We start from the raw sequence: 23,702 nt of genomic DNA, 5'->3' as shown, positions 1-23,702 counted from the left end.
ATTACAAAAGAGGTTAACTATTATGAAAAAAGCACACATTTACGCTATTCCTGCTATTGGGGCTGCTCTGATTGCAGTATTAGCCCAAATCAGTATCCCAATTGGTCCTGTACCATTTACTCTGCAAAACTTTGCTATCGGTCTCATTGCTACTGTTTTTCGACCTAGGGAAGCTGTTCTCTCTGTTGGACTCTATCTCTTACTGGGGGCTATTGGACTTCCTGTCTTTGCTAGCGGCGGAGCTGGTTTCCACGTTTTAATTGGGCCAAGTGCTGGATATCTATGGTTTGATCTTGTATATGCTGGGCTTACGTCCTACCTTATCCATAAGAAGAGTGGCTATATTCGTATCTTTCTTGCAAATCTTTTGGGAGATTCACTTGTCTTTGTTGGTGGCATTCTTAGCCTCCACTTCCTTGCTGGTATGCCTTTTGATAAAGCACTGGCTGTCGGTGTCATTCCCTTTATCATTCCTGATCTTGCAAAAATACTTGCCATTAGTTTTATCGGGCGACCACTACTCCAACGTCTTCGTACACAAGCATATTTTTCAAGCAAATAAAAGAGGCCGGGGTTTGAACTGCACCCCAAAAGTTAGACAGAAAAAATCTAACTTTTGGGGTATTTTTATTATGAAAATAACTTATGATGATAAAGTTCAGATCTATGAACTTAGAAAACAAGGATATAGCTTAGAGAAGCTTTCAAATATATTTGGGATAAACAATTCTAATATTAGGTACATGTTTAAATTGATTGATCGTTACGGAATAGAGTTCGTCAAAAAAGGAAAAAATCGTTACTATTCTCCTGATTTAAAACAAGAAATGATTGATAAAGTCTTACTTGAAGGTCGTTCACGTAGAAGTGTCAGCCTTGATTATGCTCTCCCAAACCAAGGAATACTTTCAAATTGGCTGGCACAATATAAGAAAAACGGGTATACTATTGTTGAGAAAACAAGAGGGAGACCATCTAAAATGGGACGTAAACCGAAGAAAAAGCCTGAGGAATTGACAGAGTTAGAGCGTCTACAAGAAGAGCTGCAATACCTAAGAGCGGAGAATGCCATTCTAAAAAAGTTGAGAGAACTCCGATTGAAGGAGGAAAAAGAGAAAGAAGAAAGACGGAAATTGTTCGAGAATTAATCGCTGATTTTTCGTTAGATATTCTTCTAAAAGCCATTAAACTCGCTCGTTCTACCTACTACTATCACTTGAAACAGCTAAACAAACCAGATAAGGACCAAGAGCTTAAAGCTGAAATTCAAGCTATTTTTACTGAGCACAAAGGAAATTATGGCTATCGCCGAATAACTCTTGAATTGAGGAATCGTGGTCATATAATAAACCATAAGAAGGTCCAACGTCTGATGAAGATCCTTTGTTTAAGTGCTCGAATTCGTCGGAAACGGAAGTATTCTTCTTATCAAGGAGAGATTGGCAAGAAAGCAGATAATCTTATTCAACGCCAATTTGAAGCAGCCAAACCAATGGAAAAGTGCTATACGGATGTGACTGAGTTTGCCATTCCAAATAGCATTCAGAAACTCTATTTATCGCCCGTTTTAGATGGTTTCAACAGCGAAATTATTGCTTTTAATCTTTCTTGTTCGCCTAATTTAGAACAAGTACAAACAATGTTGGAACAGGCATTCACAGAGAAGCACTACGAGAATACGATTCTCCATAGCGATCAAGGCTGGCAATACCAACACGATTCTTATCATCGGTTCCTAGAGAGTAAGGGAATTCGAGCATCTATGTCACGTAAGGGCAACAGCCCAGACAACGGCATGATGGAATCTTTCTTTGGCATTTTAAAATCCGAAATGTTTTACGGCTATGAGAAGAACTTTAGGTCTTTAGAAGACCTTGAACAAGCTATTGTGAACTACATTGATTACTACAACAACAAACGAATTAAGGTCAAACTAAAAGGACTTAGTCCTGTGCAATACAGAACTAAATCCTTTCAATAATTATTTGTCCAACTTTTTGGGGTCAGTACAGTTTTTCCCCAGCCTCTTTTTGATTCATCTTAGATGAGTGTTTATTGATTCTTGAAAGCATCTACCATGACTTGAAACTCCTCGTTTGAGAGGGTGATTCCTTTCCCCATCTTAGTGTGGTCTGGACTCCAAGCACGAATGTCAAACTTTGCTGGTGCTCCATTAAAGCTGACACGATTGATTTCCTTAGTCCAACCTTTTTCATTCTCTGAGAGCGTAAGTAAGTGTTCTTCGATTTCAAATGTAAATTCTGCCATTGTATTCTCCTTTTGATTGTCTTCACTTGATTATTCGTAAAACCTTGTAGATTTTTTTAAAATTGTATATAATGGTAAAAAGAAGGGAGGCTCCGATGAAAGATTTATTTAACTACATTCAACAAAAATTCCAAGGCTTTCTCAACGGACGAGAAGAACCAGATCATTCCAAAGCTGACTCCCTGACAAGTGCCATTAAAGAGGCGCTTCTAAAAAAAACTGCTGTCCACATTATTTTTTCCGATACGAGTTTTACAGGGGATATCATCAAATATGATACAGACCGCCAGCAAATTATCGTTAAAAATTTTGCAAAAAATGTGACCCGCATTATTCGAATCCCAGATATTCAGAAAGTGAGTTTTGTTCCCTCGACTATCCAAACAGCCCAAAAAAATCGATTTAAGAAAGAGTGAGATGAGTTTTCTTCATCTCACTCTTTTCTATTAACGAATTTGTTCAAAATGAAGGTGAACAGCAATGTGTTCTCCGTAACCACTTCTCTCTAAATCACGTTGCAAACGGTAAGAGATATAGTGTTCAGCGATGGTAATATAGCCTGCTCCAAGCAAGCGATGCTCAACCATTGATTGAATCATGCTGATCGTCGCACGCTCCACTTTTGCCTCTTCTAGATCCAAGACAACCTTTTTAGTTACCTGAGCTAGATTTTGACGTAAATCATCTGTCAAAACATAAACTGTTTGAGCAGCCTTGAGAATGGCTTGATAGATTTTATCTGGATCAAAGTCGGCAACTTGTCCATCACGTTTAATAACTTGCATAGGCTTCTCCTTTTAATTTGTATTTTCTTTAATGTCTGCTAACATTTTAGCTTCTTCTGTTGTTAATTCATAATGTTCCAACAAATCTGGTCTACGCTCATAAGTTTTTTTGAGACTTTCATAGAGACGCCATTGACGAATCTTCTCATGATGCCCACTCATAAGCACATCCGGAACCACCATGCCTCGATAATCATAAGGACGTGTGTACTGAGGGTATTCGAGAAGGCCTGATGAAAAGCTATCATCTTGGTGACTGGTTTCCTTCCCAATTACTTCTGGTATCAAGCGAACCGTCGCATCAATCATGGTCATTGCTGCCAGTTCTCCACCAGTTAGAACATAATCACCAAGAGAAATTTCATCTGTTACCAAGGTCTTAATGCGTTCATCATAGCCCTCGTAGTGACCACAGATAAAGATGAGTTCTTCTTCTTGGGCTAAATCTTCAGCATAGGCTTGATCAAACTGCTTACCAGCAGGATCCAAAAGAATCACGCGCGGATTCTTCTTTTGAATAGCATCAAAGGCATCAAAGATTGGCTGCGCACGTAGCAACATCCCTTGACCCCCGCCATATGGTTCATCATCCACATGACGGGCCTTTTCAGCATATTCACGAAAATTATGATACTGGATATCTAAAAGCCCTTTTTCACGAGCTTTCCCAACAATGGAATGTTCTAGAGGTGAGAACATCTCTGGAAAGAGGGTTAAAATATCAATCTTCATCGTCTAACCCTTCTAAGAGTTCTACATCCACACGCTTATTAGGAATATCTACATTGAGGACAACCGGTGGGATATAGGGTAAAAGCAGATCCCGTTTTCCCTTGCGCTTAACTACCCAGACATCATTGGCACCTGGTTGAAGGATTTCCTTGATGGTTCCAATCAAGTTATCACCCTCGTAGACCTCTAGTCCAATAATCTCGTGATAGTAAAATTCACCCTCATCAAGGTCATTCAGGTTTTCTTCTGCAACCTTCAAACTGTAGCCCTTGTATTTTTCGATATCATTGATGTGATACATATCCTTAAATTTGATGATATCAAAGTTTTTATGCTTACGGTGACTTGCGATAGTCACTGTTCTAACAAATTGATCCTTCTCATCAAATAAGGCAAGCTCTGCACCTTTTTTAAAGCGTTCTTCCGAAAAATCCGTCACAGATAAGACTCTCATCTCACCTTGCAAACCTTGTGTATTGACGATTTTTCCAACGTTAAAATAGTTCATTTGATCTCCTGTGTTTGTTTCTCCCTTTATTTTATCACGTTCCAGGTATTTTCTCAAGTTGGAGAAAAAAGCTAGTTCTGACCTTCCGCTTCTAAATATACTTCCAAATCTCGTTCATGGTGATACTTGATGGCAGCCTTTTTGTCTTTTTCAAAAATGGTCTTGGTTAGATCAATATCGTTGATAGCTGCGATTGCAACCGTATAATGTATAATATCAGCAAGTTCTTTTGCAAGTTCCTCGTTAGAATCCTGAACCCCTTCTTTTCGACCAGAGCGCCCATTCAAAACTTCAGCTACTTCTCCGACTTCCTCCACTAGCTTGATAAAAAGACCTTCCTCTGTACGAGATTGCTGGTAATGTTCTAGCAAATAGGCTTGTAGTTGTCTAACTGTTAAATCCTTCATATCCTTCTCCTAGCAAAAAAGCGAGACATCCGTCCCGCTTTTCTTATTTTTCATCAATAACGATTCTTACTTTTTTGTCTTCAGTTGGGACAGAGTAGACAATCGTTCTTATCGCAGAGATAGTGCGACCCTTACGACCAATCACACGACCCACATCGCTTTGGTCAAGATCCAAATGATACTCCAAAAATTCTGGTGTATCTTCAATCTTGATAGTTAAGGCATCTGGTTGTGAAATCAAGGGTTTCACAATTGCAATAATGAGATTTTCAATCGTATCCATCTGTCAACCTACTTTAAACTTATTTTGAGAATTTAGAATCGTGGAATTTTTTCAATACGCCTTCTTTTGAAAGGATGTTACGAACTGTATCTGAAGGTTGAGCTCCATCAGCCAACCATGCAAGAACGCGGTCTTCTTTCAAAGTTACTTGGTTTTCAGCAACAAGTGGGTTGTAAGTTCCAACTGTTTCGATGAAACGTCCGTCACGTGGTGAACGTGAATCTGCTACGTTGATACGGTAGAAAGGTTTTTTCTTAGAACCCATACGAGTCAAACGGATTTTAACTGCCATTTTTAAAGTCTCTTTTCTTATTTTTTATTTCGGTGAAATAGCTGAGCTATTTAGCACATGTTCTATTATAGCAGATTTCTGATAGGTGTCAAGAAAAAAACTTGACAGACTTTAAAATTTTTAAACCATTTAGAAATTTGTTAGAAGTAGGAAATAAATGTTTGAAAGAGGCTATCAGTGAATACTATTTTAGAAACATTTTATAAAGACCATCAAGTCAAACCCTTCATCTCTTCTGAACGAGATTTAGATGCTTGGCTCCTAAATTCCAAACTCGTTCCTAAGCGAAATATGGAACTATTAACAGATGATTTACTAGCAGGAGATATCATTTTACTATGGAGAATCCAGTTTGGCACTTTTACCACCGAAACCTGGTTTCCTAAATACTTCGAGTACACTTATGGCATTGATGCCCCTAAACACCTAAAAACTCTGTTAGAAAAAGGTTATGCTGTCATTGAAACAGCTTTTGATTCACTCGACTATCTGAATGCTACAATGAAAAAGAATATTTTGAAAAGCAAGGGAATTATGGAACTATCTAAGATGAAGGCTGCCGATCTGGACCAAGCCCTTCATGACCACTTCTCAGAAGAAGAATTAGCAAGTCACTTTTCAATTCGCGGTTATAAACTAACTCCAAAAGGAGAACAAGCTCTCAAGGACCATCAGACAATCATTGACCGCCATCCAAAGAAGAATCTTTAATCAACCAAGTCAGGTTGATTTTTTTATAAATCATTCAAAACACTTATAAATCATTACATTTATTGACAATCGCTTACAAAAGAGGTATGTTAGTATTAAAAGAGGGAATTCATATGTACCAAGAACAACGATTAGAAGAAATCATTAAACTTTTAGAGGATAGAGGAAGTCTATCAGCAAAAGAAATGGTTGACCATTTCCATGTTTCTAAAGATACCATCCGTAGAGATTTTGCTATTCTCGCAAAGGAGAAACGAGCAAAAAGAACTCATGGAGGTTTATTGCCAATCCAAAAGCAAAGGATTCTTGGTTATAAAGGTCGAGCAGAACAGTCTTCCAAAGAAAAAGCGAAAATTGCTCATTTAGCTACCCAACTCATCTCTGATTCACAATTAATTTTCTATGATGTTTCAACAACTGTACTTGAGTTAGCAAAAATAACTGATAAAAAGGTTACTATTTTCAGTCATTCATTGGATAACGCACTGGTCTTAGGAGAAAATGAAAATGTTGATTTTCACATTATAGGTGGACGATTTCATAAAAAGAATCGTTTCTATTACTCATTAGAAGAATCCGAATCTTTGAATAGAATTAAATTTGACATAGCATTTTTTGGTGCAGCTAGTCTTTCAGACGGACAAGTTAGTTTTGAAGATCAAGAAGATGTTCTAATGAAAAAAAGAGCATTTAAAACCAGTAAAATTCGCGTCTTGTTAGCTGAAACTAGCAAGATAAATAAACATTCTCATTATATTCTTTCCGAACTGACTGATTTTGATTATTGGATTACAGACAAAGAACCCGACTTAGAAATTCAACAATCTTTAGGCGGCAAAACAACTATTCTATTTTAATAAAAAGGAGAAACATATGTCAGTAATAAAGTTAATCATGAGTGATATTGACGGCACTATTTTGGATAAAGATCACCAATTAGACTCTCATTTACTAGAGCTTATGCCGCTTTTAAAACAATGTGATATTCCTTTTGTTCTAGCTTCTGCTCGCTCTCCTCTTGGTATAGCTCCAATTTCGAAAGAACTTGGAATCACAGATTTTCCAATTGCAAGTTATAATGGTGCTCTCATTAGTACAGGAGATAAAATTCTGAGTCAGCATACTATTAATAAAAAGGAATTACTCTTACTACATGATTTTTTAACAAAAGAATTTCCGACAGTTTCAATTAATGTTTATTCTGGAAAAGATTGGTACGTAAATACTTTAGATAAATGGGTAGAAATTGAAGCACAGATTACTGGAGAGAGCCCAAAAGTTACTTCACTAGCAGATTTTCTTCAGGAAGAAAAGAATCTTATTCATAAACTTTTACTAATAGATAACGCAGCTACCATCCAGAAACTTAAAGAGACATTAGCAACCATGGATTTCCCTCAAACTGACTTTTACCTTTCGAAGGATAACTATCTTGAAGTCACACATAATCAAGTCTCAAAAAAACAAGCTCTGTTAGAATTAGCCAACTATTATCAACTATCACTTACTGAAATTATGAGTATTGGAGATAATTATAACGATATTCCAATGATAGAGACCGCTGGACTTGGTGTTGCAATGGGAAATGCTCCTACAGATGTTAAAGTCTGTGCAAATAAAGTAACAGATTCTAATGATCAAAATGGGGTAAGTAAGGCCATAAAATTGTATGTACTATCGGAATGATCACAATTGAATATTTGAAATCCACTTTCAATTAGGGTACAATGGTAGAAATGATTTTTGAAAGGATTACCATGAAAAAAATAGCAACACTTCTATTAATCTCAACTTTTGCCCTTGCTGGATGTAGCAGTATCCAACGTAGTCTGCGAGGGGATGACTATGTAAATTCTAGCTTGGCTGCTGAAGAAAGTTCCAAAGCAGCTGCCCAATCTGCCAAGGATCTCAAAGACGCCTTGACAAATGAGAATGCTAACTTCCCACAACTCTCTAAGGAAGTTGCTGAAGACGAAGCTGAAGTCATTCTCCACACCAGTCAAGGAGATATCCGCATCAAACTCTTTCCAAAGCTAGCTCCACTTGCGGTTGAAAATTTCCTAACTCACGCAAAAGAAGGCTACTATAATGGCGTTACCTTCCACCGAGTGATCGATGGCTTCATGGTCCAGACTGGTGATCCAAAAGGGGATGGTACTGGTGGTGAATCCATCTGGCATGATAAGGACAAGACTAAAGACCAGGGAACTGGTTTCAAAAGCGAAATCTCTCCGTATCTCTATAACATTCGTGGTTCTCTCTCTATGGCCAATACTGGTCAACCAAATTCAAATGGTAGCCAGTTCTTCATCAACCAAAATACGACGGATATTTCTGCCAAACTCCCTACAAGTAGCTATCCAAAGAAAATTATCGAAGCCTACAAAGAAGGTGGAAATCCTAGTCTAGACGGTAAGCACCCTGTCTTTGGTCAAGTTATCGACGGTATGGATGTTGTTGACAAGATTGCCAAGGCTGAAAAAGACGAAAAAGACAAACCAACTACTGCTATCACTATTGACAGCATTGAAATTGTTAAGGACTACGATTTCAGTAAAAAATAGGATGACCCTAAAATAAGGAGATGAGACAATGATTTTATTCTGGGGTTCGAAAGGTTACCAAAAGGTCTTAGGACATACTCAAACCACTATCGAGTGTGGTCACTGTAACAACACCGACACTTGGGAAATTTCAGAAACTGGACGTAAGTTTACCCTCTACTGGATTCCACTCTTTCCTTACGGAAAAACTTATTTCGTTTCTTGCCCGATTTGTCACTACGGGAAAGAAATCCAAAAATCTGATATTGAAACCTATTTGAATTACTAGCCAAAAAGCCAAGTCACCCAGACTTGGCTTTTTTATGACTATTTATGTCAGCTGATTGAAGTCCCAGATTTGGTCCATCCAGCCTTCGTAAAAGTCTGGTTCGTGACAAACCATAAGGATAGAACCCTTGTATTCTTTCAAAGCACGTTTGAGTTCGTCCTTGGCATCCACATCCAAGTGGTTAGTAGGTTCGTCAAGAACAAGGACATTGTTCTCGCGGTTCATCAAGAGACAGAAACGAACCTTGGCTTGTTCCCCACCTGACAATACTTGAATCTGACTCTCGATATGTTTAGTCGTCAGACCACAACGAGCAAGGGCTGCACGAACTTCGGCTTGATTGAGTGCCGGAAAGGCATTCCAGACAGCTTCTAGTGGTGTCTGACGATTGCCTCCTTCTACTTCCTGCTCAAAGTAACCGAGTTCTAAGTAGTCACCTCGCTCAACCTCCCCAGCAATTGGAGGAATGATGCCCAAGAGACTCTTCAAGAGGGTTGTTTTCCCGATACCATTAGCACCGATGATAGCAACATTTTGATTGCGCTCAAAGGTCAGATTTAATGGTTTAGTAAGGGGACGGTCGTAACCAATCTGCAAGTCCTTGGCTTGGAAGATAAAGCGACCTGGTGTACGAGCAGATTTGAATTCAAATGATGGTTTTGGTTTCTCGCTTTGGAGTTCGATGATATCCATCTTGTCTAATTTCTTTTGACGAGACATGGCCATGTTACGAGTTGCAACACGAGCTTTGTTTCGAGCCACAAAATCCTTGAGATCCGCAATTTCTTTCTGTTGACGTTCATAGGCTGCTTCCAATTGCGATTTCTTCATAGCATAGACTTCTTGGAACTGGTAGTAATCGCCTGAATAACGTGTCAACTGCTGATTTTCTACATGATAGACGATATTGATAACGTCGTTGAGGAAAGGAATATCGTGTGAAATAAGAACAAAGGCATTCTCATAGTTCTGGAGATAGCGCTTGAGCCAGTCGATATGCTCAGCATCCAAGTAATTGGTTGGCTCGTCCAGAAGCAAGATATCTGGCTTTTCAAGAAGGAGTTTTGCCAAAAGTACCTTGGTTCTTTGTCCACCTGACAAGGCTGTTACATCCGTATCCATTCCAAAGTCCATGACACCAAGGGCACGCGCTACCTCATCGATCTTAGCATCTAAGGTATAGAAATCACGACTTTCCAAACGGTCTTGGAGTTCTCCAACTTCTTCCATCAATGCATCAATATCAGCGCCTTCTTCTGCCATTTCCATGTAGAGTTCATTGATACGCGCTTCGGCTTTGAATAATTCGTCAAAAGCTGTACGAAGAACGTCACGAACAGTTTGGCCTTCTTTAAGCACAGCATGCTGATCTAGATAGCCAGCTGTCACATATTTAGACCATTCCACCTTACCTTCATCAGGTAACATTTTACCAGTCACGATGCTCATAAAGGTTGATTTTCCTTCACCATTGGCACCAACTAAGCCGATATGTTCACCTTTGAGGAGGCGGAAAGATACATCTTCAAAAATCGCACGGTCACCAAAACCGTGACTCAAATTTTTAACTTCTAAGATACTCATTTTAATTCCTTATCTTGTTTTTATGTAGTAGTTTATAGAGGATCCAAGCTAGGTAGCCACCCAAGGTATTGGTCCACAAATCATCAATCTCAAAGACCCGATTAAAGTCCAAGAAAAAGTCTAGAACTAGTTGCGTGCATTCAATTCCCAAGCTCAATAAAAAGCTAAACAAAATCACTTTCTTCGTTTTTCTTAATCTAGGATTGAGATAGAGAAGCTGGAAAATCAATGGAAAAAGCAAGAGGATATTTAAGGCGTTTTGCAAAAATATCCAGAATAGCTGCAGAAGGCTGGTTACTTCACCCAGTTTCCAAAGGGAGTTAAAAGGCGTCAAAAGAAAAACCAGGCGTCCAAAAGTTTGAATACCTGGAGTTTCCACTCCTGTAGGAAGTTGAGGCTGGGGAGTAAAACAAAAACAAACGATACAAAGACTGTATAAAAGCACTCCCAAGCTTAGTAATGTTTTTCGACTCATCTTATGGATTTACTTCCGCTACTGCTTTTTGACGATCACGCTTCATGGTATTTGAACGCAATTGTCCACAAGCCGCATCGATATCTGTACCATGTTCCTGGCGAACGACACAGTTGACACCTTTTTTCTTGAGTGTATCATAGAAGGCCATCACGCGCTCTTTAGGGCTTCGGCTATACTGATCATGCTCACTAACTGGGTTGTAAGGAATCAAGTTGACATAAGACAATTTCTTGATATTCTTAAGCAATTCAGCTAACTCAAGCGCTTGTTCAACTCCATCGTTGACTTCATTCAACATGATGTATTCAAAAGTTACGCGACGGTTAGTTGTTTCGATGTAATACTCAATAGCTGCAAAGAGTTTTTCAATTGGAAAGGCACGGTTAATCTTCATGATGCTTGAACGAAGTTCATTGTTTGGTGCATGAAGAGAAACAGCAAGGTTAACCTGAACACCTTCATTGGCAAAATCACGAATCTTGTGAGCCAAACCTGAAGTTGATACGGTGATATGGCGAGCACCGATAGCCATCCCCTTATCGTCATTGATGGTACGGATAAAGTTCAAGACATTATTGTAGTTATCAAAAGGTTCTCCAATACCCATAACAACGATATGGCTTACACGTTCATCTTGTCCACGTTCATCAAAATATTTTTGGACCAACATAATCTGCGCAACGATTTCCCCGTTATTAAGGTCACGTTGCTTCTTGATCAAACCTGATGCACAGAAGGTACAACCGATATTGCATCCTACCTGAGTTGTTACACAGACTGACAAACCATAGTGCTGACGCATCAGCACTGTCTCAATCAACATCCCATCTGGCAACTCAAAGAGATACTTCACAGTACCATCAGCTGATTCTTGAACGATGCGTTGTTTCAAAGGATTGACTACAAATTGATCATTGAGTTTGGCAATCAAATCCTTAGACAAGTTGGTCATTTCCTCAAATGATTGGACACGTTTACGGTAAAGCCACTCCCAGATTTGGTCGGCACGGAATTTCTTTTCTCCCTGCTCCAAGACCCACTCTTGCATGCCTTGACGTGTTAAACTATAAATCGACGGTTTCATGTTTTCTCCTTATTCTCTAATCTTTCTTACGGATGACGAAATGACGTTGCCCCTTGTCTTCTTTCTGAGATTTCTGTTCTTTTGAACGGCGTCTATTTTTCTTATCCGTATGATTTTTTTTCTTACTTTGAGAAGTCTTTTTCCCTTTGCGAGAGTCCTTTTCTTCCTCTTTTTTGCGCATCTTTTGGTCAAATGGTGCTCGTTTAGGAGCTTCATTTTCTAGAACAAAATAGGCACAACCATAGCTACAATACTCTAGTAGGTAGTCTTGCAAGCGACTAATTTTTTCTAAAGACTCTTCAGCTCGTTCATTCTTATAAAATCCCCGTAAGCGTAACTGCTCATTACTCCAGTCTCCTACGATATAATCAAACTTTGTTAATACTTCTGAAAAGCGTTGAGTAAAAGCTGTTGCATCAAAAGCATCCTTGCTATTTTCAACTAGAGTAAAAACAAAATCTTCAGCTTCCACTCTGTTTCCAGTCAGTTGAAATTCGGGACCAGGGAATTTATTGTAATTATATAATTCGGGTGCAATTTCTTTACGCATAATCTTCCTTTTTCAACGATTACTTAATACTCTATTCTACCATATTTTCGCCACATTTTCACCTTTAGTATTAAAATGAAAAAAGTCTGACGATTTAAGATTCTCTATCTAAAAACTCGACTTTCGTAGACAAGAAAAAACTGGGGCTTCCCAGTTTTGAGTGATTATAGGTAAAGTAATTTGAAAAGTGCTACTGCTGCAATACCAGCTGCAATCGGTGCAACTACTGGTACCCAAGCATACCACCATTTTGAATCACCCTTGTATTGACCAAGGATTGATTTTGGAAGGAAGGCATGAAGGAGACGTGGTCCAAAGTCACGAGCTGGGTTCAAACCAGGTCCTGTAGGTCCTCCAAGTGAAGTAACCAAAGCCATTACTAGGAAACCAAGTGCCAAGTGACCAACAGCAAGTCCTGATGCTGTATGAGGCGCTACTTGAGCTTTAATTGCCAAATCAGAGAAGTCAACATTTTGACCAGCTTGAGTTGCCATTTGTTTCATGTATTGGAGGACTTCAGCTCCAAAGAAGTTCTTTGTCATACCAAGTGCTGCAAAGAAAAGAACGAATGAACCAACAAACTCGTTGATAAAACCGTTAACTGTTGCTGCAAAGCGTGATTCTTTTGTACCTTGGTCAATACTTGAAATTGTTGAGAATGTTCCCAAGATATTGTTTGCTTTTTCAGTTTGCAAGTAGTAAGGACGGTGAGTTGCAACAACCAAGGCTTGTCCGAAGATTGCTCCCAAGACTTGTGCAACGATGTATGGTACTACTTGTGCCCAAGGGAAAAGTCCGCTAACTGCTAGACCAAGAGTGAAGGCTGGGTTGATGTGGTTACCAGAAACATTACCAAACATCAAGGCAGGGATCATAACCCCCATACCGTAACCAACAGCGATAACGAGCCAGCCACTTTGGTGACCTTTCGTACCTTTAAGTTCAACGTTGGCAACTGCACCATTTCCCAAGATGATCAAGATGGCTGTTCCCAAAAATTCAGTGGCATATTTGACTGCCCATGCGAAATCCATTGATAGATTCTCCTTAATATTTTTTAGACAATCCCTATTCTATCAATTTTTAAGCCTTTTAGCAACAGATTTTCTAAAAGAATCCTGCGGGAAAACGCTTTTATTTCAGCTCTTCAAAAAAGACCTAACAAACATCCTTTGTTAAGTCCTAATTTCGATTATTCTTGACGCTGACCAAAGTCCTTAATCATCTGATCCATTTCTTCACGACTTGGCGTCGTTAACATATAGAGAAAGTCTCCTTGCAATTCTGCAAAGGCTGCAGGCATGATTTTCTTAACCTTAAATTGCTGACCGTATTTGGCGAGCAAGTCTTCTTCTGAATAAACATAGTTGGCATTAGCGCGACGAGATGTTGCCAAGCAGTATAGAGGCTCGAATTGAGAAGCTGGGAATGGTTCACCAGCAACGATCGCTGCATATCCCTTATACAAGTCAAAAGAATGGGCATAGTTATAGACATCAATGGTAAAGCCACCAGCTGGACGGTTATTGTACTCAATGGCAATATAATCATCACCTTCACGGAAAAACTCAATATGGAAGAAACGTTCCTTCATGCCAAATTCTTTGACAATTGCCTCACCATATTTACGCAATTTTGGATCCATCTCTTTGAGAACGTAATAAGAATTGTCCATCTTATAAATCATGAGATCAAGGGGTGTGTGTGCGTAGTCAAAGGTCGTAGAAAAGACGATATTCCCATCTCTATCTACCAAACCATCGAAAGTACAGATCTCACTAGAGGTGACAAATTTTTCAAAGAAATAAACGGTTGAGTGATCCCATTCAGCCTTAAAGTGATTGACATCATCTTCTGTTTCAAGTTTGAAGGTTGCGGCTGCTCCCACTCCATTGTCAGGTTTGGCAATCATGGGAAGTCCAATCTCTTTCACAGCTTTATCAACATCTGCTTCTGTTTCAATAACAGCACCTGGCACAACGGGAACTCCAGCTTTCTTGAAGAGTTTTTTCATTTCAGACTTGAACTTGGTCTTCTTGAGGTCTTCTGGTTTGGCACCAAAGACATTAAACTGTTCACGAAGAGCAGCATCCAACTCTAGCCAGTATTCATTGTGAGATTCAATGCGGTCAATTGGACCATGTTTGTAGAAAAGAAAAGCAACTGCACGTTTAACCTCATCGATATTTTCAAGATTATCAACTCGGAAATACTCAGTCAAGCTATTGCGCAATGGTTCATCTAGTTGTTCATAGGGTTCTTGCCCAATCCCTAGAACGGTGATTCCTTTATTGGCTAGTTCAATACTAAATTGTTGGAAATTTTGTGGGTAATAGGGTGAAATTACAAGATAATTCATAAGCGACTCCTTTTATAGACTCATGTGACCGAGGAAATAAGGCATTTGTTTGCGCCACCATTCCCAGTCATGGGCAACATCGTGTCCCCATTCTGCAAACCAGGCAGGAATTTGTTTTTGATCGAAGGCTTCTTTGAGCTTGTAGTAAGAAGGTAGGCCATCATGTTCCCAAGCACCTAGTCCCGTACAAACCACAATTTCAGCTTGACGGTAACGGTCGATAAACCAACCATCATTTTGATTCCAAATGTAGTCTACTGGTGAATTTTGATAGATGGCATCATCATTGTAGTAATCACCGACAAAGAAATGTGCATCGTAGACACCACTAAGAGCAATGACTTTGGTGAAGACATCCGGATGTTGCAAGAAGAAGTTGAGAGCATGGTAAGCTCCCATAGAGCAACCTGTCGTCATCATGCCATCAAACCAGCCCGTCTTATGCTTGATAAAAGGAATAGCTTCTTCAATAACGTATCGCTCATAAGCACGGTGCATTTCAGCTTGGTCATGACCGTTTTTCCATGTCGCAAGCCAACTCTCACTATCAACACTTGAAAGTGTAAAGAACTGAACACGGCCCTCCTCAATAAAAGATGCACATGCATCAATCATGCCAAAATCATAGTATTCATTGTGGCTACCACCTGAGGACGCAAAGACAACAACTGGGATACCTGCGTGTCCGTAACGATTGACGTACATTTCACGATTTAGATGACCACTCCAGTGGCTAAGATGTTCAATATTCATATCCTGTCTCCTTTATACTATTTACCAATTTTCTGCAAAAAAACGTAGACAAGCTGGAAGATTTTCTGACCATGGCACTTCATGGTGAATGGCTCCAGCCTGAACCTTGAGTGAGAGATTTTCCAACTGCACTCCTCCCGCTATCAAATCATGATAATAGCGAAGGGAAGAGTCGATATAGGCCTGCTTAATATTGCCAGCCATGAGGGTCTTGTCTGTATCATCAGCTTCTTCCGTTCCAACATAGATAAAGATTCGTTGGTCAGGCAAGAGTTTTTTACGCTCGATATAGCGATCAAAGGCCTCTTGGTGGAGCCAGTTAGCTGATGAAAAAACTCCCAAGCACCCAATCTGATCTTGATATTCTAAACCAATAAACTGGGTAATATTGCCACCAAGTGAAGATCCTATCATAGCAGTGTGTTTACGGTCTGATTTTGTCCGATAGTTTTCATCGATAAAAGGCTTAACCACTTCCATGACAAACTCTGCGTACTCGACACCCTTACCACCAAATTGTTGACCAGGAATATTAGACTCTTGGAATTTCCAAGCTGCATACTCATTCATTCGACCAAGACCATCATTGTCAATAGCCACAACAATCATACGGCTGATATCTGGATTTCGCTTGATAGCAGGAATAATCTTCCAGGAATGTCCAACGTAAGATTCCTTACTATAAAAGACATTTTGACCATCATGGAAATAGACGACTGGATAAGTTCGATCTGTGTCTTTCTCATAGTTTTTGGGGAGGAGAACACGTACCCGGCGCTCCTTACCTGTGTAGGGAACCACTAATTTATGCTCTCGCATTTTCAGGTAAAAATAAGATTGATTCATTGTCAGAAAACTCTCTATATTCAAAATTTTATCTTATTATAGCACAAAAATAGAAAAAAAGTCAGTTTCCGTCTAAATTTAGAACAAAAAACTAACTTTTTATACTTATTTTCTCTATTCTTCTGAATTTTCTAATTAGAGGAGATCGTCAATTAGCTCATCAACTGCATCCTTCTCAGCTTGAGGCGTAATTTCAGTAATCATGATTCCTGCTACTGCACGTTCAACCAGACCTTCGACATCCATACGTGTTTCATACTGCTCTGCATTCTTAATCTTTGGATTTGTTTTCGGACGATCAGGCGCAAAAATTGTACAACAGTCTTCAAAAGGTTGGATAGAAATTTCAAAGGTGTCAATTTCCTGAGCAATATCAATAATTTCCAACTTATCCATGGCCACAACTGGACGGATAATTGGTGTATTGGTCACGGCATTGATAGCCTGCATACTTTCTAAGGTTTGACTAGCCACCTGACCAAGACTTTCACCATTGATAATGACCAAACCATTTCTCACTTCACGGATACGGTCTGTAATCCGCATCATAAAGCGGCGAGTCAAAGTCATGAGATAAGCTTCTGGAGCTTTAGCCTTAATCTCTTCTTGGATTTCAGTGAAAGGTACTTCGATAAACTGGATATTGCCACCAAATTTAGTCAATTTACGGGTCAAATCTTGGGCTTTTTTGAGGGCACCTGGACTGGTATATGGTGGACTAGCAAAGTGAACAGCTTCGATATCCACTCCACGTTTTAGAGCTAGATAACCAGCTACTGGTGAGTCAATCCCACCTGACAACATGAGCATGCCTTTCCCTGAAGTTCCAACCGGTAAACCACCAGCTCCTCGAATGGTTTCATAAGAAAGGTAGGCCGCCTCTTCACGAATCTCCACCTGAAGATCGATGTCAGGATTTTTCATTTGTGCTTGTACATTGGGAATGGCTTCAAATACTGCACCACCAAGAGTTTGGTTCAACTCACGACTGTCTAACTCAAAGTTGTGGTCGCTTCGCTTGCTTGAGATTTTAAAGGTCATACCTTCCTTGTAGATGTCCTTCATAATCTCTTGGACAGCAGATTTCAGAACTTCTACAGATTTTTCAACCTTGTATACTGGCGAAAAGTTTTGAATCCCGAAAACTTGCTTGAGTGACTCGGCAACTGCTGTGTAGTCGGCACCATTTAGATAAGCATGGGCACGATCGCGGTCTGCTGTCACTTTGACTTGAGGATAAATGGACAAAACGTCTGAGATATTATTACGTAGTTTATTGATGAAACGCATCCGGTTTTTACCCTTGGTTGAAAGCTCTCCGTAGCGAATCATAATTTCTGAATACTGCATGAATGCTCCTATCTTACTTTTTTAGTTTGATTGTAAATTAATTTTAGTTTGGTCAAAAATTGCTCAACTTGACTCATGTCATTTTCTAGGTCTAGGCTGAGGCGGACTGCTGACTGGGCTTTATCCTTTTCAATCCCCATGGCAATCAGGGTTCCAGCAGGTTTCCCAGCCTTGGACGAGCAAGCTGATGTTGTAGAAATGAAAATATCATAGTCTTCAAAAGCATGAACGATGACTTCCCCACGAACTCCCTTAATTCCGAAGGTCAGAATATGAGGAGCAAAGTCTTCCTCACCTGAAAAGACAAAAATATCTGGATAATCAAGAAGAGCCTGACGGATGACTTCCTTCATCTGACTCGTTTTGTGAGAAAATAATTCCAATCTTTCCATAGCTAGACGCAGTGCCTTGGCAGTCGCAGCAATCCCTGCTACATTCTCAGTTGTTGAACGATAGTCACGCTCTTGGCCACCACCAGTTAAAAGCGGTGTAATTTTCTTGCCAGACTTGATATAGACAAAGCCAACACCACGAACTCCGTGGAATTTATGACTAGAGAAGGTCGCAAAATCCACTCGGTCAGTCAAATACTTTTCTGTCGGAATCTTAGCTAAAGCTTGAACCGCATCAACATGGAAGGAAATCGTTGGTTTATCAGCTAATAGTTCTGATATAGCTTCAATAGGCTGGATTGAGCCGATTTCATTGTTGACTGCCATAACAGAGACTAGCGTTGTATCAGGACGAAGTAGGTTTTCTAAAGCAGTTACATCTACAAATCCTTTTTCATTTACAGGTGCAAAATCCACTTCAAAACCTTGAGTCTTGAGCCAGAGAGCCGACTCCTTGACTGCTGGGTGCTCAATAGCTGACACAATAATGTGTTTACCAAATTGCGCTTTTTCAAAAGCCACCCCTTTGATAACCCAATTATCCCCTTCAGTCCCACCAGAGGTAAAGAAGATTTCTTCGCTTTTCTTGCCAATCAAATCTGCAATCTGCTGTCGAGAAGCTTCTAAAATTCTGCTAGATTGGTCTCCTAAACGATGGAGACTTGAAGGATTTCCTATAATCTTTGAAGCAACCTGCATATAAGTCTCTAAGGCTTCAGAGTATGGCTTGGTCGTTGCCGAATTATCAAAGTAAATCATGGTTTCTCACGCTTTCTAAAATCACTCCTTCTATTGTATCACGAAACAGTTCAGGCGACAAGAAAGGCAATTCAGGTTCATTTAAGTTTTTTTTAAAGATTTTCGGTATAATGAATTTTAGTAAAGGAGAGATATTATGTCTAATTATCGTAGAACATCAAAACCTAAAACGGAACACATCAAAAAAGGATTTACTGTTTTTCAAAAAACGATTGCTACTATCGGTAGTATTCTAGGGCTGATTACTGCAAGCATCACCATTATGAATGCTATGAATAACAACAACAATAATAACTCTAAAAAAGAAACTACGACAACCCAGACAACTGTCATAAAAGAGATTCAAAAGGAATCCCCTCAAGAGAACACTACTCCCAACAAGGATAATACTTCTACAAAAGAAAACACACAAGAAGAAACAACAAGTCAATCTAGTAGCAGTGAAGAAAGCAAGAAAGAAGAGACTAGCAGTAAACAAGAACAACCAACTGTTCCTTCTTCTAGTACTCAAACAACAGATACAAAAACTTCCACTACAAATGGAGCTTCTTAAAAGAACTATCTGACAGCCAGTGATTGAATCGCTGGTTTTTTATTGCTGTCTTCAGCATTTATCAGCAAAAGTTGATCTTTGCAACAGAAAAATGATCAGCCTTTCAACCAATCATTTTTTGAATATATTTTAGCTAAAAACTAAAAATAGATAGTGTAGAATAGATACCAGTACCAGCACTCCGTTATTAAGCAAATGAACAGCTATAGAATCAAGAACGTTTCCTCTACGAGCATAGGCTAAGTAAAATATCACTCCCAGTAAAAAATAAGTTACAAACTCTACCGGATAAAACATATGCAGGTAGCCAAAAATAGCAGAACTTATTAGCAATTTCAACCACTTTTGATCAGCTTTAAAAAAATAGTGGCTGAAGAATCCTCTAAATACTAATTCTTCCATGATTGGAGCAAATATACCAATTGCAAAATGAAAGGCGATGAAAAATAGAGGAAAAACTCGAGTGACCTGCTCACTTGTAGCCAGCAAGGCCGCATCGTTAGCGGATGTTGGATTTCCAGTAACCACTTGGATCAGAAGAGTACCTACAATCGCTACGACTCGAGTAGCCACATAAAATAAAAGGGCTATTCCAAAATCCTTCCATGTGAACTTGAAAGCCTTCTGCTGATTCGAAATTTTCTTTTTGTATTGTCGCCAAACAGCAACTAGTAAAAAGGTAGCAATTATCAAATACCCAATACTAGTCGTCCACTTTAAGGATAGAGAACTAGAATCTTCGAGGGCCAGCATTCTCATGGGAAATGTATTTACATTTATAATCAGTAAGATCATTCCTACAAATTTTAAAATATTTTTCAACTTTTGCACATCAATACCTCTTCTTTCCTTAACTCCAGCATTTCTACTTACTAAGAAAGCTCATCTGTGTTTTCTTTCCTCTTGATAGATTTCTACTCCCTTAATCAGAGATAATAACACAAGGATAACCCCAATATCTAAATTGATCAAACTACCTCCATTAGCGAATAAATACAAACCCAAGCAGGCTTGTGCTAAAGGAAAGATATATTTCTTAAATTTCATAGATACTCCCCAAAGCTTTCTACAAATAAATGAATAGAATAACTCCTTAGTCTTGCTCACAAGAGAACATCAAATTTCAGATTTACTTTTCTCTACTAGCTACCTCTAAATCCAATTCAATAATACTCTTCTGATTAACTTGTAAGATCGGTTTTATTCTTTTAGGGTTGAACCAGACCACTGAATTACTAAATCATGTTTAGGAACAATCATAGTTTAGCATTTATTTCCAGGAATAGATTGCTCTTTCTTAAATTGTCATCAAAACATCCTAAATGGTAGAAATTGGCTTGTGACTTATACTGGACTAAAATCAAAAAAACATCTTATAATAGTAGTTATGAAACTGACAAACGAAGAAACACAAAAAATTGAACAACTCTTAAAAGATTCATCGTACGCCAAATATCACAAACGTCTACAGATTATTTTTTTTCGCTCAAAAGGAAAGAGTTATAAGGAAATCATGGATCTCCTAGATTGTAATAAAACAACTGTTTGGAGGAATTTGAAAAAATATAAGGAGTTTGGTTTAGAAGCTCTTCTTCAAGAAACCCGTGGTGGACGTCATCGAGAATATATGACGTACGAAGAAGAACAAGCATTCCTAAAACGTCATATAGAAGCTGCTCAGGCTGGGGAATTTGTAACTGTCAATCAGTTATTTGAAGCCTATCAAAAAGAGATTGGTCGCACTTCCACACGTGATGGTTTCTATTATCTCCTGAAACGCCATGGTTGGCGAACGGTCACTCCTCGACCTGAACATCCCAAGAAGGCAGACGCTCAGACAATTGAGACGTCTAAAAATAAAATCTACATTCGAGACCTTAAGTAAGCGCTTTAAAGAGGAGGGGACTTATAACAAAGTACGCTTGATGTACCAAGATGAAGCTGGTTTCGGGAGGATCAGTAAGATGAGTTCTTGTTGGGCTCCTCAAGGAATTCGACCTAGCATTCCTAGTCATTATATGCGAGAATATCGCTATTGTTATGGGGCAGTAGATGCTCAGACAGGAGATTCCTTCTTCCTTATTGCTGGAGGATGTAATACTGAGTGGACGAATGAATTTCTACGGCAAGTCTCACAAGCTTATCCAGATGACTATATTTTACTTGTCATGGATAATGCTATCTGGCATAAATCAAGTACCTTAGAGATTCCAAGTAATATTGAATTGGCTTTTATCCCACCTTATACACCAGAAATGAACCCTATTGAACAGGTCTGGAAAGAAATTCGAAAACGAGGTTTTAAAAATAAGGCTTTCCAAACATTGGAAGCTGTCATTGATAAGCTTCAAGAAGTTATTCAAGGACTGGAAAAAAGCGTTTTAAAGTCAACTGTCAGCAGACAATGGACAAGGTTGCTTTTTGAAATTAATTGAGTATTAATCAAATCGTAAGTTCTTCGTCCCAAGTTATTACTCTTCAAAAATCAAATTCAAACCACGTCAGCTTCGCCTTGCCGTACTCGAGTACAGCCTTTGGCTAGCTTCCTAGTTTGCTCTTTGATTTTCATTGAGTATAAAAATAATCTGGTCAAAGAACTTCAGTGACCATCAGCTTCCTCACTTTAAGAAAAAGCGGCTCTATAATATTTGTAGTGGGTAAATCCCCTATGGATCTTATGGAGCCTATTTTTGTGTAGAAAAAAAGTCCCATAAGATCTATAATGAAAAGCGACCAAACCATCATTAGAAAGAATCATATGGAACAATTACATTTTATCACAAAACTACTCGATATTAAAGACCCTAATATCCAGATTCTAGATATCATCAATATGGATACACACAAGGAAATTGTCGCTAAACTGGACTATGACGCCCCGTCTTGCCCTGAGTGCGGATGTCAAATGAAGAAATATGATTTTCAAAAACCGTCGAAAATTCCTTACCTCGAAACGACTGGTATGCCTACCAGAATTCTTCTTAAAAAGCGTCGTTTCAAGTGCTATCAGTGCTCGAAAATGATGGTCGCTGAGACTTCTATCGTCAAAAAGAATCATCAAATTCCTCGCATCATCAATCAAAAGATTGCTCAAAAGTTGATTGAAAAGACTTCTATGACTGATATTGCCCATCAGCTATCCATTTCAACTTCAACTGTCATTCGTAAGCTCAATGACTTTCACTTTAAGCATGATTTTTCTTGTCTTCCAGAGATTATGTCTTGGGACGAGTATGCCTTTACCAAGGGAAAGATGAGTTTTATCGCACAAGATTTTGATCAGCTCAATATCATTACTGTTCTTGAGGGAAGAACACAAGCTATCATCCGCAATCACTTTCTGCGCTACGATAGAGCGGTCCGATGTCGAGTGAAAATCATTACTATGGATATGTTTAGTCCTTACTATAACTTGGCTAAACAGCTTTTTCCTAATGCAAAAATTGTACTTGATCGTTTCCACATTGTTCAGCACTTAAGCCGAGCTATAAGTCGAGTTCGTGTCCAAATCATGAATCAATTTGAGCGAAAATCTCATGAATACAAGGCTATCAAGCGCTATTGGAAACTCATCCAACAAGATAGCCGTAAATTGAGTGATAAACGTTTTTATCGCCCTACTTTTCGCATGCACTTAACGAATAAAGAGATTCTAGACAAGCTTTTGAGCTATTCAGAAGACTTGAAACACCACTATAATCTCTATCAACTCTTGCTTTTTCACTTCCAGAATAAAGAAGCTGACAAATTTTTCGGACTTATTGAGGACAATCTGAAGCAGGTTCATCCTCTTTTTCAGACTGTCTTTAAGACATTTCTCAAGGACAAAGAGAAAATTGTCAACGCCCTTCAATTGCCCTATTCCAACGCTAAATTGGAAGCAACCAATAATCTCATTAAACTCATCAAACGAAATGCCTTTGGTTTTAGGAACTTTGACAACTTTAAGAAACGAATTTTCATCGCTCTGAATATAAAAATGAAGAGGACATCAATTGTCCTCTCCAGATGTTAGTTTTTATTCAACCCACTACAGTTGACAATGAGCCGAAAAAGCGAACAAGACCAGATTCTGTTTATCAGAAAACTAGTTTTGTCCGCTTTTTATATTCGAGATTAGTCTCTTGATCCAATCTCTATGACTTATACTCTTCGAAAATCAAATTCAAACCGCGT

30 protein-coding genes are annotated in these 23,702 nt (G+C 38.9%); 11 read left to right on the top strand and 19 right to left on the bottom strand.

Going from position 1 to position 23,702, the window contains the following annotated elements; genetic code table 11:
* Positions 1 to 22: 22 nt before the first annotated feature.
* A complete protein-coding gene (locus QM911_RS00465; protein ID WP_414312757.1) occupies positions 23 to 562 on the top strand; it encodes a biotin transporter BioY in 540 nt (179 codons plus the stop codon).
* Positions 563 to 632: 70 nt separating this feature from the next.
* A protein-coding gene (locus QM911_RS00460) for an IS3 family transposase (RefSeq protein ID WP_414312756.1) occupies positions 633 to 1,981 on the top strand; the annotation gives its coding sequence in 2 pieces (ribosomal slippage) (positions 633 to 1,074 and positions 1,074 to 1,981; 1,350 coding nt in all).
* A 71-nt stretch (positions 1,982 to 2,052) separates the two neighbouring features.
* Here QM911_RS00460 and QM911_RS00455 read toward each other — a convergent pair.
* A complete protein-coding gene (locus QM911_RS00455) occupies positions 2,053 to 2,268 on the bottom strand; it encodes a YdbC family protein (RefSeq protein WP_000807425.1) in 216 nt (71 codons plus the stop codon).
* 95 nt (positions 2,269 to 2,363) lie between these two features.
* Between QM911_RS00455 and QM911_RS00450 the strand changes: the two genes are divergently transcribed.
* Positions 2,364 to 2,684, top strand: a complete 321-nt coding sequence (locus QM911_RS00450) for a hypothetical protein (RefSeq protein ID WP_414312755.1) — start codon at positions 2,364 to 2,366, stop codon at positions 2,682 to 2,684.
* A gap of 30 nt (positions 2,685 to 2,714) precedes the next feature.
* Here the strand turns inward: QM911_RS00450 and QM911_RS00445 are convergent, their stop codons facing one another.
* From QM911_RS00445 to rpsP, 6 genes are all read right to left on the bottom strand, one after another.
* A complete protein-coding gene (locus tag QM911_RS00445; protein ID WP_001196044.1) occupies positions 2,715 to 3,053 on the bottom strand; it encodes an ATP cone domain-containing protein in 339 nt (112 codons plus the stop codon).
* Positions 3,054 to 3,065: 12 nt separating this feature from the next.
* Complete coding sequence (gene trmD, locus QM911_RS00440; protein ID WP_414312754.1) at positions 3,066 to 3,785, bottom strand: tRNA (guanosine(37)-N1)-methyltransferase TrmD; 720 nt, start codon at positions 3,783 to 3,785, stop codon at positions 3,066 to 3,068.
* Positions 3,775 to 4,293: a ribosome maturation factor RimM gene (gene rimM / locus QM911_RS00435; protein ID WP_414312753.1), complete on the bottom strand. Its 519-nt coding sequence runs from the start codon at positions 4,291 to 4,293 to the stop codon at positions 3,775 to 3,777. The genes trmD and rimM overlap by 11 nt, the downstream gene beginning before the upstream one ends.
* A gap of 71 nt (positions 4,294 to 4,364) precedes the next feature.
* Positions 4,365 to 4,700: a MazG nucleotide pyrophosphohydrolase domain-containing protein gene (locus QM911_RS00430; protein WP_414312752.1), complete on the bottom strand. Its 336-nt coding sequence runs from the start codon at positions 4,698 to 4,700 to the stop codon at positions 4,365 to 4,367.
* Between the two features lie 43 nt (positions 4,701 to 4,743).
* Positions 4,744 to 4,983, bottom strand: coding sequence for an RNA-binding protein KphA (kphA, locus tag QM911_RS00425; protein WP_000379617.1), 240 nt, complete (start codon positions 4,981 to 4,983; stop codon positions 4,744 to 4,746).
* A 19-nt stretch (positions 4,984 to 5,002) separates the two neighbouring features.
* Positions 5,003 to 5,275 (bottom strand): 30S ribosomal protein S16, encoded by a 273-nt coding sequence (gene rpsP, locus QM911_RS00420; protein ID WP_000268760.1) that lies wholly within the window; start codon positions 5,273 to 5,275, stop codon positions 5,003 to 5,005.
* Between the two features lie 177 nt (positions 5,276 to 5,452).
* On the opposite strand from rpsP, the gene QM911_RS00415 reads away from it, so the two are divergent.
* The 5 genes from QM911_RS00415 (at position 5,453) to QM911_RS00395 (ending at position 8,818) form a co-directional block, all read left to right on the top strand.
* Positions 5,453 to 5,986: a hypothetical protein gene (locus QM911_RS00415; RefSeq protein ID WP_414312751.1), complete on the top strand. Its 534-nt coding sequence runs from the start codon at positions 5,453 to 5,455 to the stop codon at positions 5,984 to 5,986.
* Positions 5,987 to 6,099: 113 nt separating this feature from the next.
* The gene (locus QM911_RS00410; protein ID WP_414312750.1) at positions 6,100 to 6,843 is read left to right on the top strand and encodes a DeoR/GlpR family DNA-binding transcription regulator; all 744 of its coding nucleotides are present in this window, start codon (positions 6,100 to 6,102) and stop codon (positions 6,841 to 6,843) included.
* A 16-nt stretch (positions 6,844 to 6,859) separates the two neighbouring features.
* A complete protein-coding gene (locus QM911_RS00405; RefSeq protein ID WP_414312749.1) occupies positions 6,860 to 7,672 on the top strand; it encodes an HAD family hydrolase in 813 nt (270 codons plus the stop codon).
* 71 nt (positions 7,673 to 7,743) lie between these two features.
* Positions 7,744 to 8,550: a peptidylprolyl isomerase gene (locus QM911_RS00400; RefSeq protein ID WP_414312748.1), complete on the top strand. Its 807-nt coding sequence runs from the start codon at positions 7,744 to 7,746 to the stop codon at positions 8,548 to 8,550.
* A 28-nt stretch (positions 8,551 to 8,578) separates the two neighbouring features.
* The gene (locus QM911_RS00395; protein WP_080979303.1) at positions 8,579 to 8,818 is read left to right on the top strand and encodes a zinc-ribbon domain-containing protein; all 240 of its coding nucleotides are present in this window, start codon (positions 8,579 to 8,581) and stop codon (positions 8,816 to 8,818) included.
* A gap of 42 nt (positions 8,819 to 8,860) precedes the next feature.
* On the opposite strand, the gene QM911_RS00390 is transcribed toward QM911_RS00395, so the two are convergent.
* The 10 genes from QM911_RS00390 to QM911_RS00345 form a co-directional block, all read right to left on the bottom strand.
* Positions 8,861 to 10,402: an ABC-F family ATP-binding cassette domain-containing protein gene (locus tag QM911_RS00390; RefSeq protein WP_414312747.1), complete on the bottom strand. Its 1,542-nt coding sequence runs from the start codon at positions 10,400 to 10,402 to the stop codon at positions 8,861 to 8,863.
* Position 10,403: 1 nt separating this feature from the next.
* Complete coding sequence (locus QM911_RS00385) at positions 10,404 to 10,877, bottom strand: VanZ family protein (RefSeq protein ID WP_414312746.1); 474 nt, start codon at positions 10,875 to 10,877, stop codon at positions 10,404 to 10,406.
* A 1-nt stretch (position 10,878) separates the two neighbouring features.
* Positions 10,879 to 11,964 carry a 23S rRNA (adenine(2503)-C(2))-methyltransferase RlmN gene (rlmN, locus tag QM911_RS00380; protein WP_049503002.1) on the bottom strand — a complete coding sequence of 362 codons (1,086 nt, stop codon included), beginning with the start codon at positions 11,962 to 11,964 and terminating at the stop codon, positions 10,879 to 10,881.
* Positions 11,965 to 11,980: 16 nt separating this feature from the next.
* Positions 11,981 to 12,514: a YutD family protein gene (locus QM911_RS00375; protein WP_045763789.1), complete on the bottom strand. Its 534-nt coding sequence runs from the start codon at positions 12,512 to 12,514 to the stop codon at positions 11,981 to 11,983.
* A 164-nt stretch (positions 12,515 to 12,678) separates the two neighbouring features.
* Positions 12,679 to 13,548: an aquaglyceroporin Gla gene (gene gla / locus QM911_RS00370; protein ID WP_414311605.1), complete on the bottom strand. Its 870-nt coding sequence runs from the start codon at positions 13,546 to 13,548 to the stop codon at positions 12,679 to 12,681.
* A 158-nt stretch (positions 13,549 to 13,706) separates the two neighbouring features.
* Entirely contained in the window at positions 13,707 to 14,873 is a 1,167-nt protein-coding gene (locus tag QM911_RS00365) for an ATP-grasp domain-containing protein (RefSeq protein WP_414312745.1), read from the bottom strand.
* A gap of 12 nt (positions 14,874 to 14,885) precedes the next feature.
* Positions 14,886 to 15,626, bottom strand: a complete 741-nt coding sequence (locus tag QM911_RS00360; RefSeq protein ID WP_414312744.1) for an esterase family protein — start codon at positions 15,624 to 15,626, stop codon at positions 14,886 to 14,888.
* Positions 15,627 to 15,647: 21 nt separating this feature from the next.
* Positions 15,648 to 16,472 (bottom strand): alpha/beta hydrolase, encoded by an 825-nt coding sequence (locus tag QM911_RS00355; protein WP_414312743.1) that lies wholly within the window; start codon positions 16,470 to 16,472, stop codon positions 15,648 to 15,650.
* A 135-nt stretch (positions 16,473 to 16,607) separates the two neighbouring features.
* A complete protein-coding gene (thiI, locus tag QM911_RS00350; RefSeq protein ID WP_414312742.1) occupies positions 16,608 to 17,822 on the bottom strand; it encodes a tRNA uracil 4-sulfurtransferase ThiI in 1,215 nt (404 codons plus the stop codon).
* An 8-nt stretch (positions 17,823 to 17,830) separates the two neighbouring features.
* The gene (locus QM911_RS00345; protein WP_414312741.1) at positions 17,831 to 18,973 is read right to left on the bottom strand and encodes a cysteine desulfurase family protein; all 1,143 of its coding nucleotides are present in this window, start codon (positions 18,971 to 18,973) and stop codon (positions 17,831 to 17,833) included.
* Positions 18,974 to 19,109: 136 nt separating this feature from the next.
* On the opposite strand from QM911_RS00345, the gene QM911_RS00340 reads away from it, so the two are divergent.
* Positions 19,110 to 19,526, top strand: coding sequence for a DUF6556 family protein (locus QM911_RS00340; protein ID WP_075227214.1), 417 nt, complete (start codon positions 19,110 to 19,112; stop codon positions 19,524 to 19,526).
* A 129-nt stretch (positions 19,527 to 19,655) separates the two neighbouring features.
* Here QM911_RS00340 and QM911_RS00335 read toward each other — a convergent pair whose 3' ends face one another.
* Positions 19,656 to 20,357 carry a lysostaphin resistance A-like protein gene (locus QM911_RS00335; protein ID WP_414312740.1) on the bottom strand — a complete coding sequence of 234 codons (702 nt, stop codon included), beginning with the start codon at positions 20,355 to 20,357 and terminating at the stop codon, positions 19,656 to 19,658.
* Positions 20,358 to 20,408: 51 nt separating this feature from the next.
* The gene (locus QM911_RS00330) at positions 20,409 to 20,573 is read right to left on the bottom strand and encodes a hypothetical protein (RefSeq protein WP_414312739.1); all 165 of its coding nucleotides are present in this window, start codon (positions 20,571 to 20,573) and stop codon (positions 20,409 to 20,411) included.
* Between the two features lie 340 nt (positions 20,574 to 20,913).
* Between QM911_RS00330 and QM911_RS00325 the strand changes: the two genes are divergently transcribed.
* A protein-coding gene (locus QM911_RS00325; protein WP_414312738.1) for an IS630 family transposase occupies positions 20,914 to 21,961 on the top strand; the annotation gives its coding sequence in 2 pieces (ribosomal slippage) (positions 20,914 to 21,410 and positions 21,409 to 21,961; 1,050 coding nt in all).
* 323 nt (positions 21,962 to 22,284) lie between these two features.
* Positions 22,285 to 23,541, top strand: coding sequence for an ISL3 family transposase (locus QM911_RS00320; protein WP_414312821.1), 1,257 nt, complete (start codon positions 22,285 to 22,287; stop codon positions 23,539 to 23,541).
* Positions 23,542 to 23,702 lie beyond the last annotated feature (161 nt).

Source organism: Streptococcus infantis (genome assembly GCF_047460825.1).
In the GTDB taxonomy this organism is placed as follows: Bacteria; Bacillota; Bacilli; order Lactobacillales; family Streptococcaceae; genus Streptococcus; species Streptococcus infantis_V.
This window is presented reverse-complemented; position numbering and strand designations above follow the sequence as displayed.

What these genes read in the sequence shown, in the direction of transcription:
- QM911_RS00465 (WP_414312757.1), top strand. Translation starts at nt 23, where the DNA reads ATGAAAAAAGCACACATTTACGCTATTCCTGCTATTGGGGCTGCTCTG.
- QM911_RS00455 (WP_000807425.1), bottom strand. Translation starts at nt 2,268, where the DNA reads ATGGCAGAATTTACATTTGAAATCGAAGAACACTTACTTACGCTCTCA.
- QM911_RS00450 (WP_414312755.1), top strand. Translation starts at nt 2,364, where the DNA reads ATGAAAGATTTATTTAACTACATTCAACAAAAATTCCAAGGCTTTCTC.
- QM911_RS00445 (WP_001196044.1), bottom strand. Translation starts at nt 3,053, where the DNA reads ATGCAAGTTATTAAACGTGATGGACAAGTTGCCGACTTTGATCCAGAT.
- trmD (WP_414312754.1), bottom strand. Translation starts at nt 3,785, where the DNA reads ATGAAGATTGATATTTTAACCCTCTTTCCAGAGATGTTCTCACCTCTA.
- rimM (WP_414312753.1), bottom strand. Translation starts at nt 4,293, where the DNA reads ATGAACTATTTTAACGTTGGAAAAATCGTCAATACACAAGGTTTGCAA.
- QM911_RS00430 (WP_414312752.1), bottom strand. Translation starts at nt 4,700, where the DNA reads ATGAAGGATTTAACAGTTAGACAACTACAAGCCTATTTGCTAGAACAT.
- kphA (WP_000379617.1), bottom strand. Translation starts at nt 4,983, where the DNA reads ATGGATACGATTGAAAATCTCATTATTGCAATTGTGAAACCCTTGATT.
- rpsP (WP_000268760.1), bottom strand. Translation starts at nt 5,275, where the DNA reads ATGGCAGTTAAAATCCGTTTGACTCGTATGGGTTCTAAGAAAAAACCT.
- QM911_RS00410 (WP_414312750.1), top strand. Translation starts at nt 6,100, where the DNA reads ATGTACCAAGAACAACGATTAGAAGAAATCATTAAACTTTTAGAGGAT.
- QM911_RS00405 (WP_414312749.1), top strand. Translation starts at nt 6,860, where the DNA reads ATGTCAGTAATAAAGTTAATCATGAGTGATATTGACGGCACTATTTTG.
- QM911_RS00400 (WP_414312748.1), top strand. Translation starts at nt 7,744, where the DNA reads ATGAAAAAAATAGCAACACTTCTATTAATCTCAACTTTTGCCCTTGCT.
- QM911_RS00395 (WP_080979303.1), top strand. Translation starts at nt 8,579, where the DNA reads ATGATTTTATTCTGGGGTTCGAAAGGTTACCAAAAGGTCTTAGGACAT.
- QM911_RS00390 (WP_414312747.1), bottom strand. Translation starts at nt 10,402, where the DNA reads ATGAGTATCTTAGAAGTTAAAAATTTGAGTCACGGTTTTGGTGACCGT.
- QM911_RS00385 (WP_414312746.1), bottom strand. Translation starts at nt 10,877, where the DNA reads ATGAGTCGAAAAACATTACTAAGCTTGGGAGTGCTTTTATACAGTCTT.
- rlmN (WP_049503002.1), bottom strand. Translation starts at nt 11,964, where the DNA reads ATGAAACCGTCGATTTATAGTTTAACACGTCAAGGCATGCAAGAGTGG.
- QM911_RS00375 (WP_045763789.1), bottom strand. Translation starts at nt 12,514, where the DNA reads ATGCGTAAAGAAATTGCACCCGAATTATATAATTACAATAAATTCCCT.
- gla (WP_414311605.1), bottom strand. Translation starts at nt 13,548, where the DNA reads ATGGATTTCGCATGGGCAGTCAAATATGCCACTGAATTTTTGGGAACA.
- QM911_RS00365 (WP_414312745.1), bottom strand. Translation starts at nt 14,873, where the DNA reads ATGAATTATCTTGTAATTTCACCCTATTACCCACAAAATTTCCAACAA.
- QM911_RS00360 (WP_414312744.1), bottom strand. Translation starts at nt 15,626, where the DNA reads ATGAATATTGAACATCTTAGCCACTGGAGTGGTCATCTAAATCGTGAA.
- QM911_RS00355 (WP_414312743.1), bottom strand. Translation starts at nt 16,472, where the DNA reads ATGAATCAATCTTATTTTTACCTGAAAATGCGAGAGCATAAATTAGTG.
- thiI (WP_414312742.1), bottom strand. Translation starts at nt 17,822, where the DNA reads ATGCAGTATTCAGAAATTATGATTCGCTACGGAGAGCTTTCAACCAAG.
- QM911_RS00345 (WP_414312741.1), bottom strand. Translation starts at nt 18,973, where the DNA reads ATGATTTACTTTGATAATTCGGCAACGACCAAGCCATACTCTGAAGCC.
- QM911_RS00340 (WP_075227214.1), top strand. Translation starts at nt 19,110, where the DNA reads ATGTCTAATTATCGTAGAACATCAAAACCTAAAACGGAACACATCAAA.
- QM911_RS00330 (WP_414312739.1), bottom strand. Translation starts at nt 20,573, where the DNA reads ATGAAATTTAAGAAATATATCTTTCCTTTAGCACAAGCCTGCTTGGGT.
- QM911_RS00320 (WP_414312821.1), top strand. Translation starts at nt 22,285, where the DNA reads ATGGAACAATTACATTTTATCACAAAACTACTCGATATTAAAGACCCT.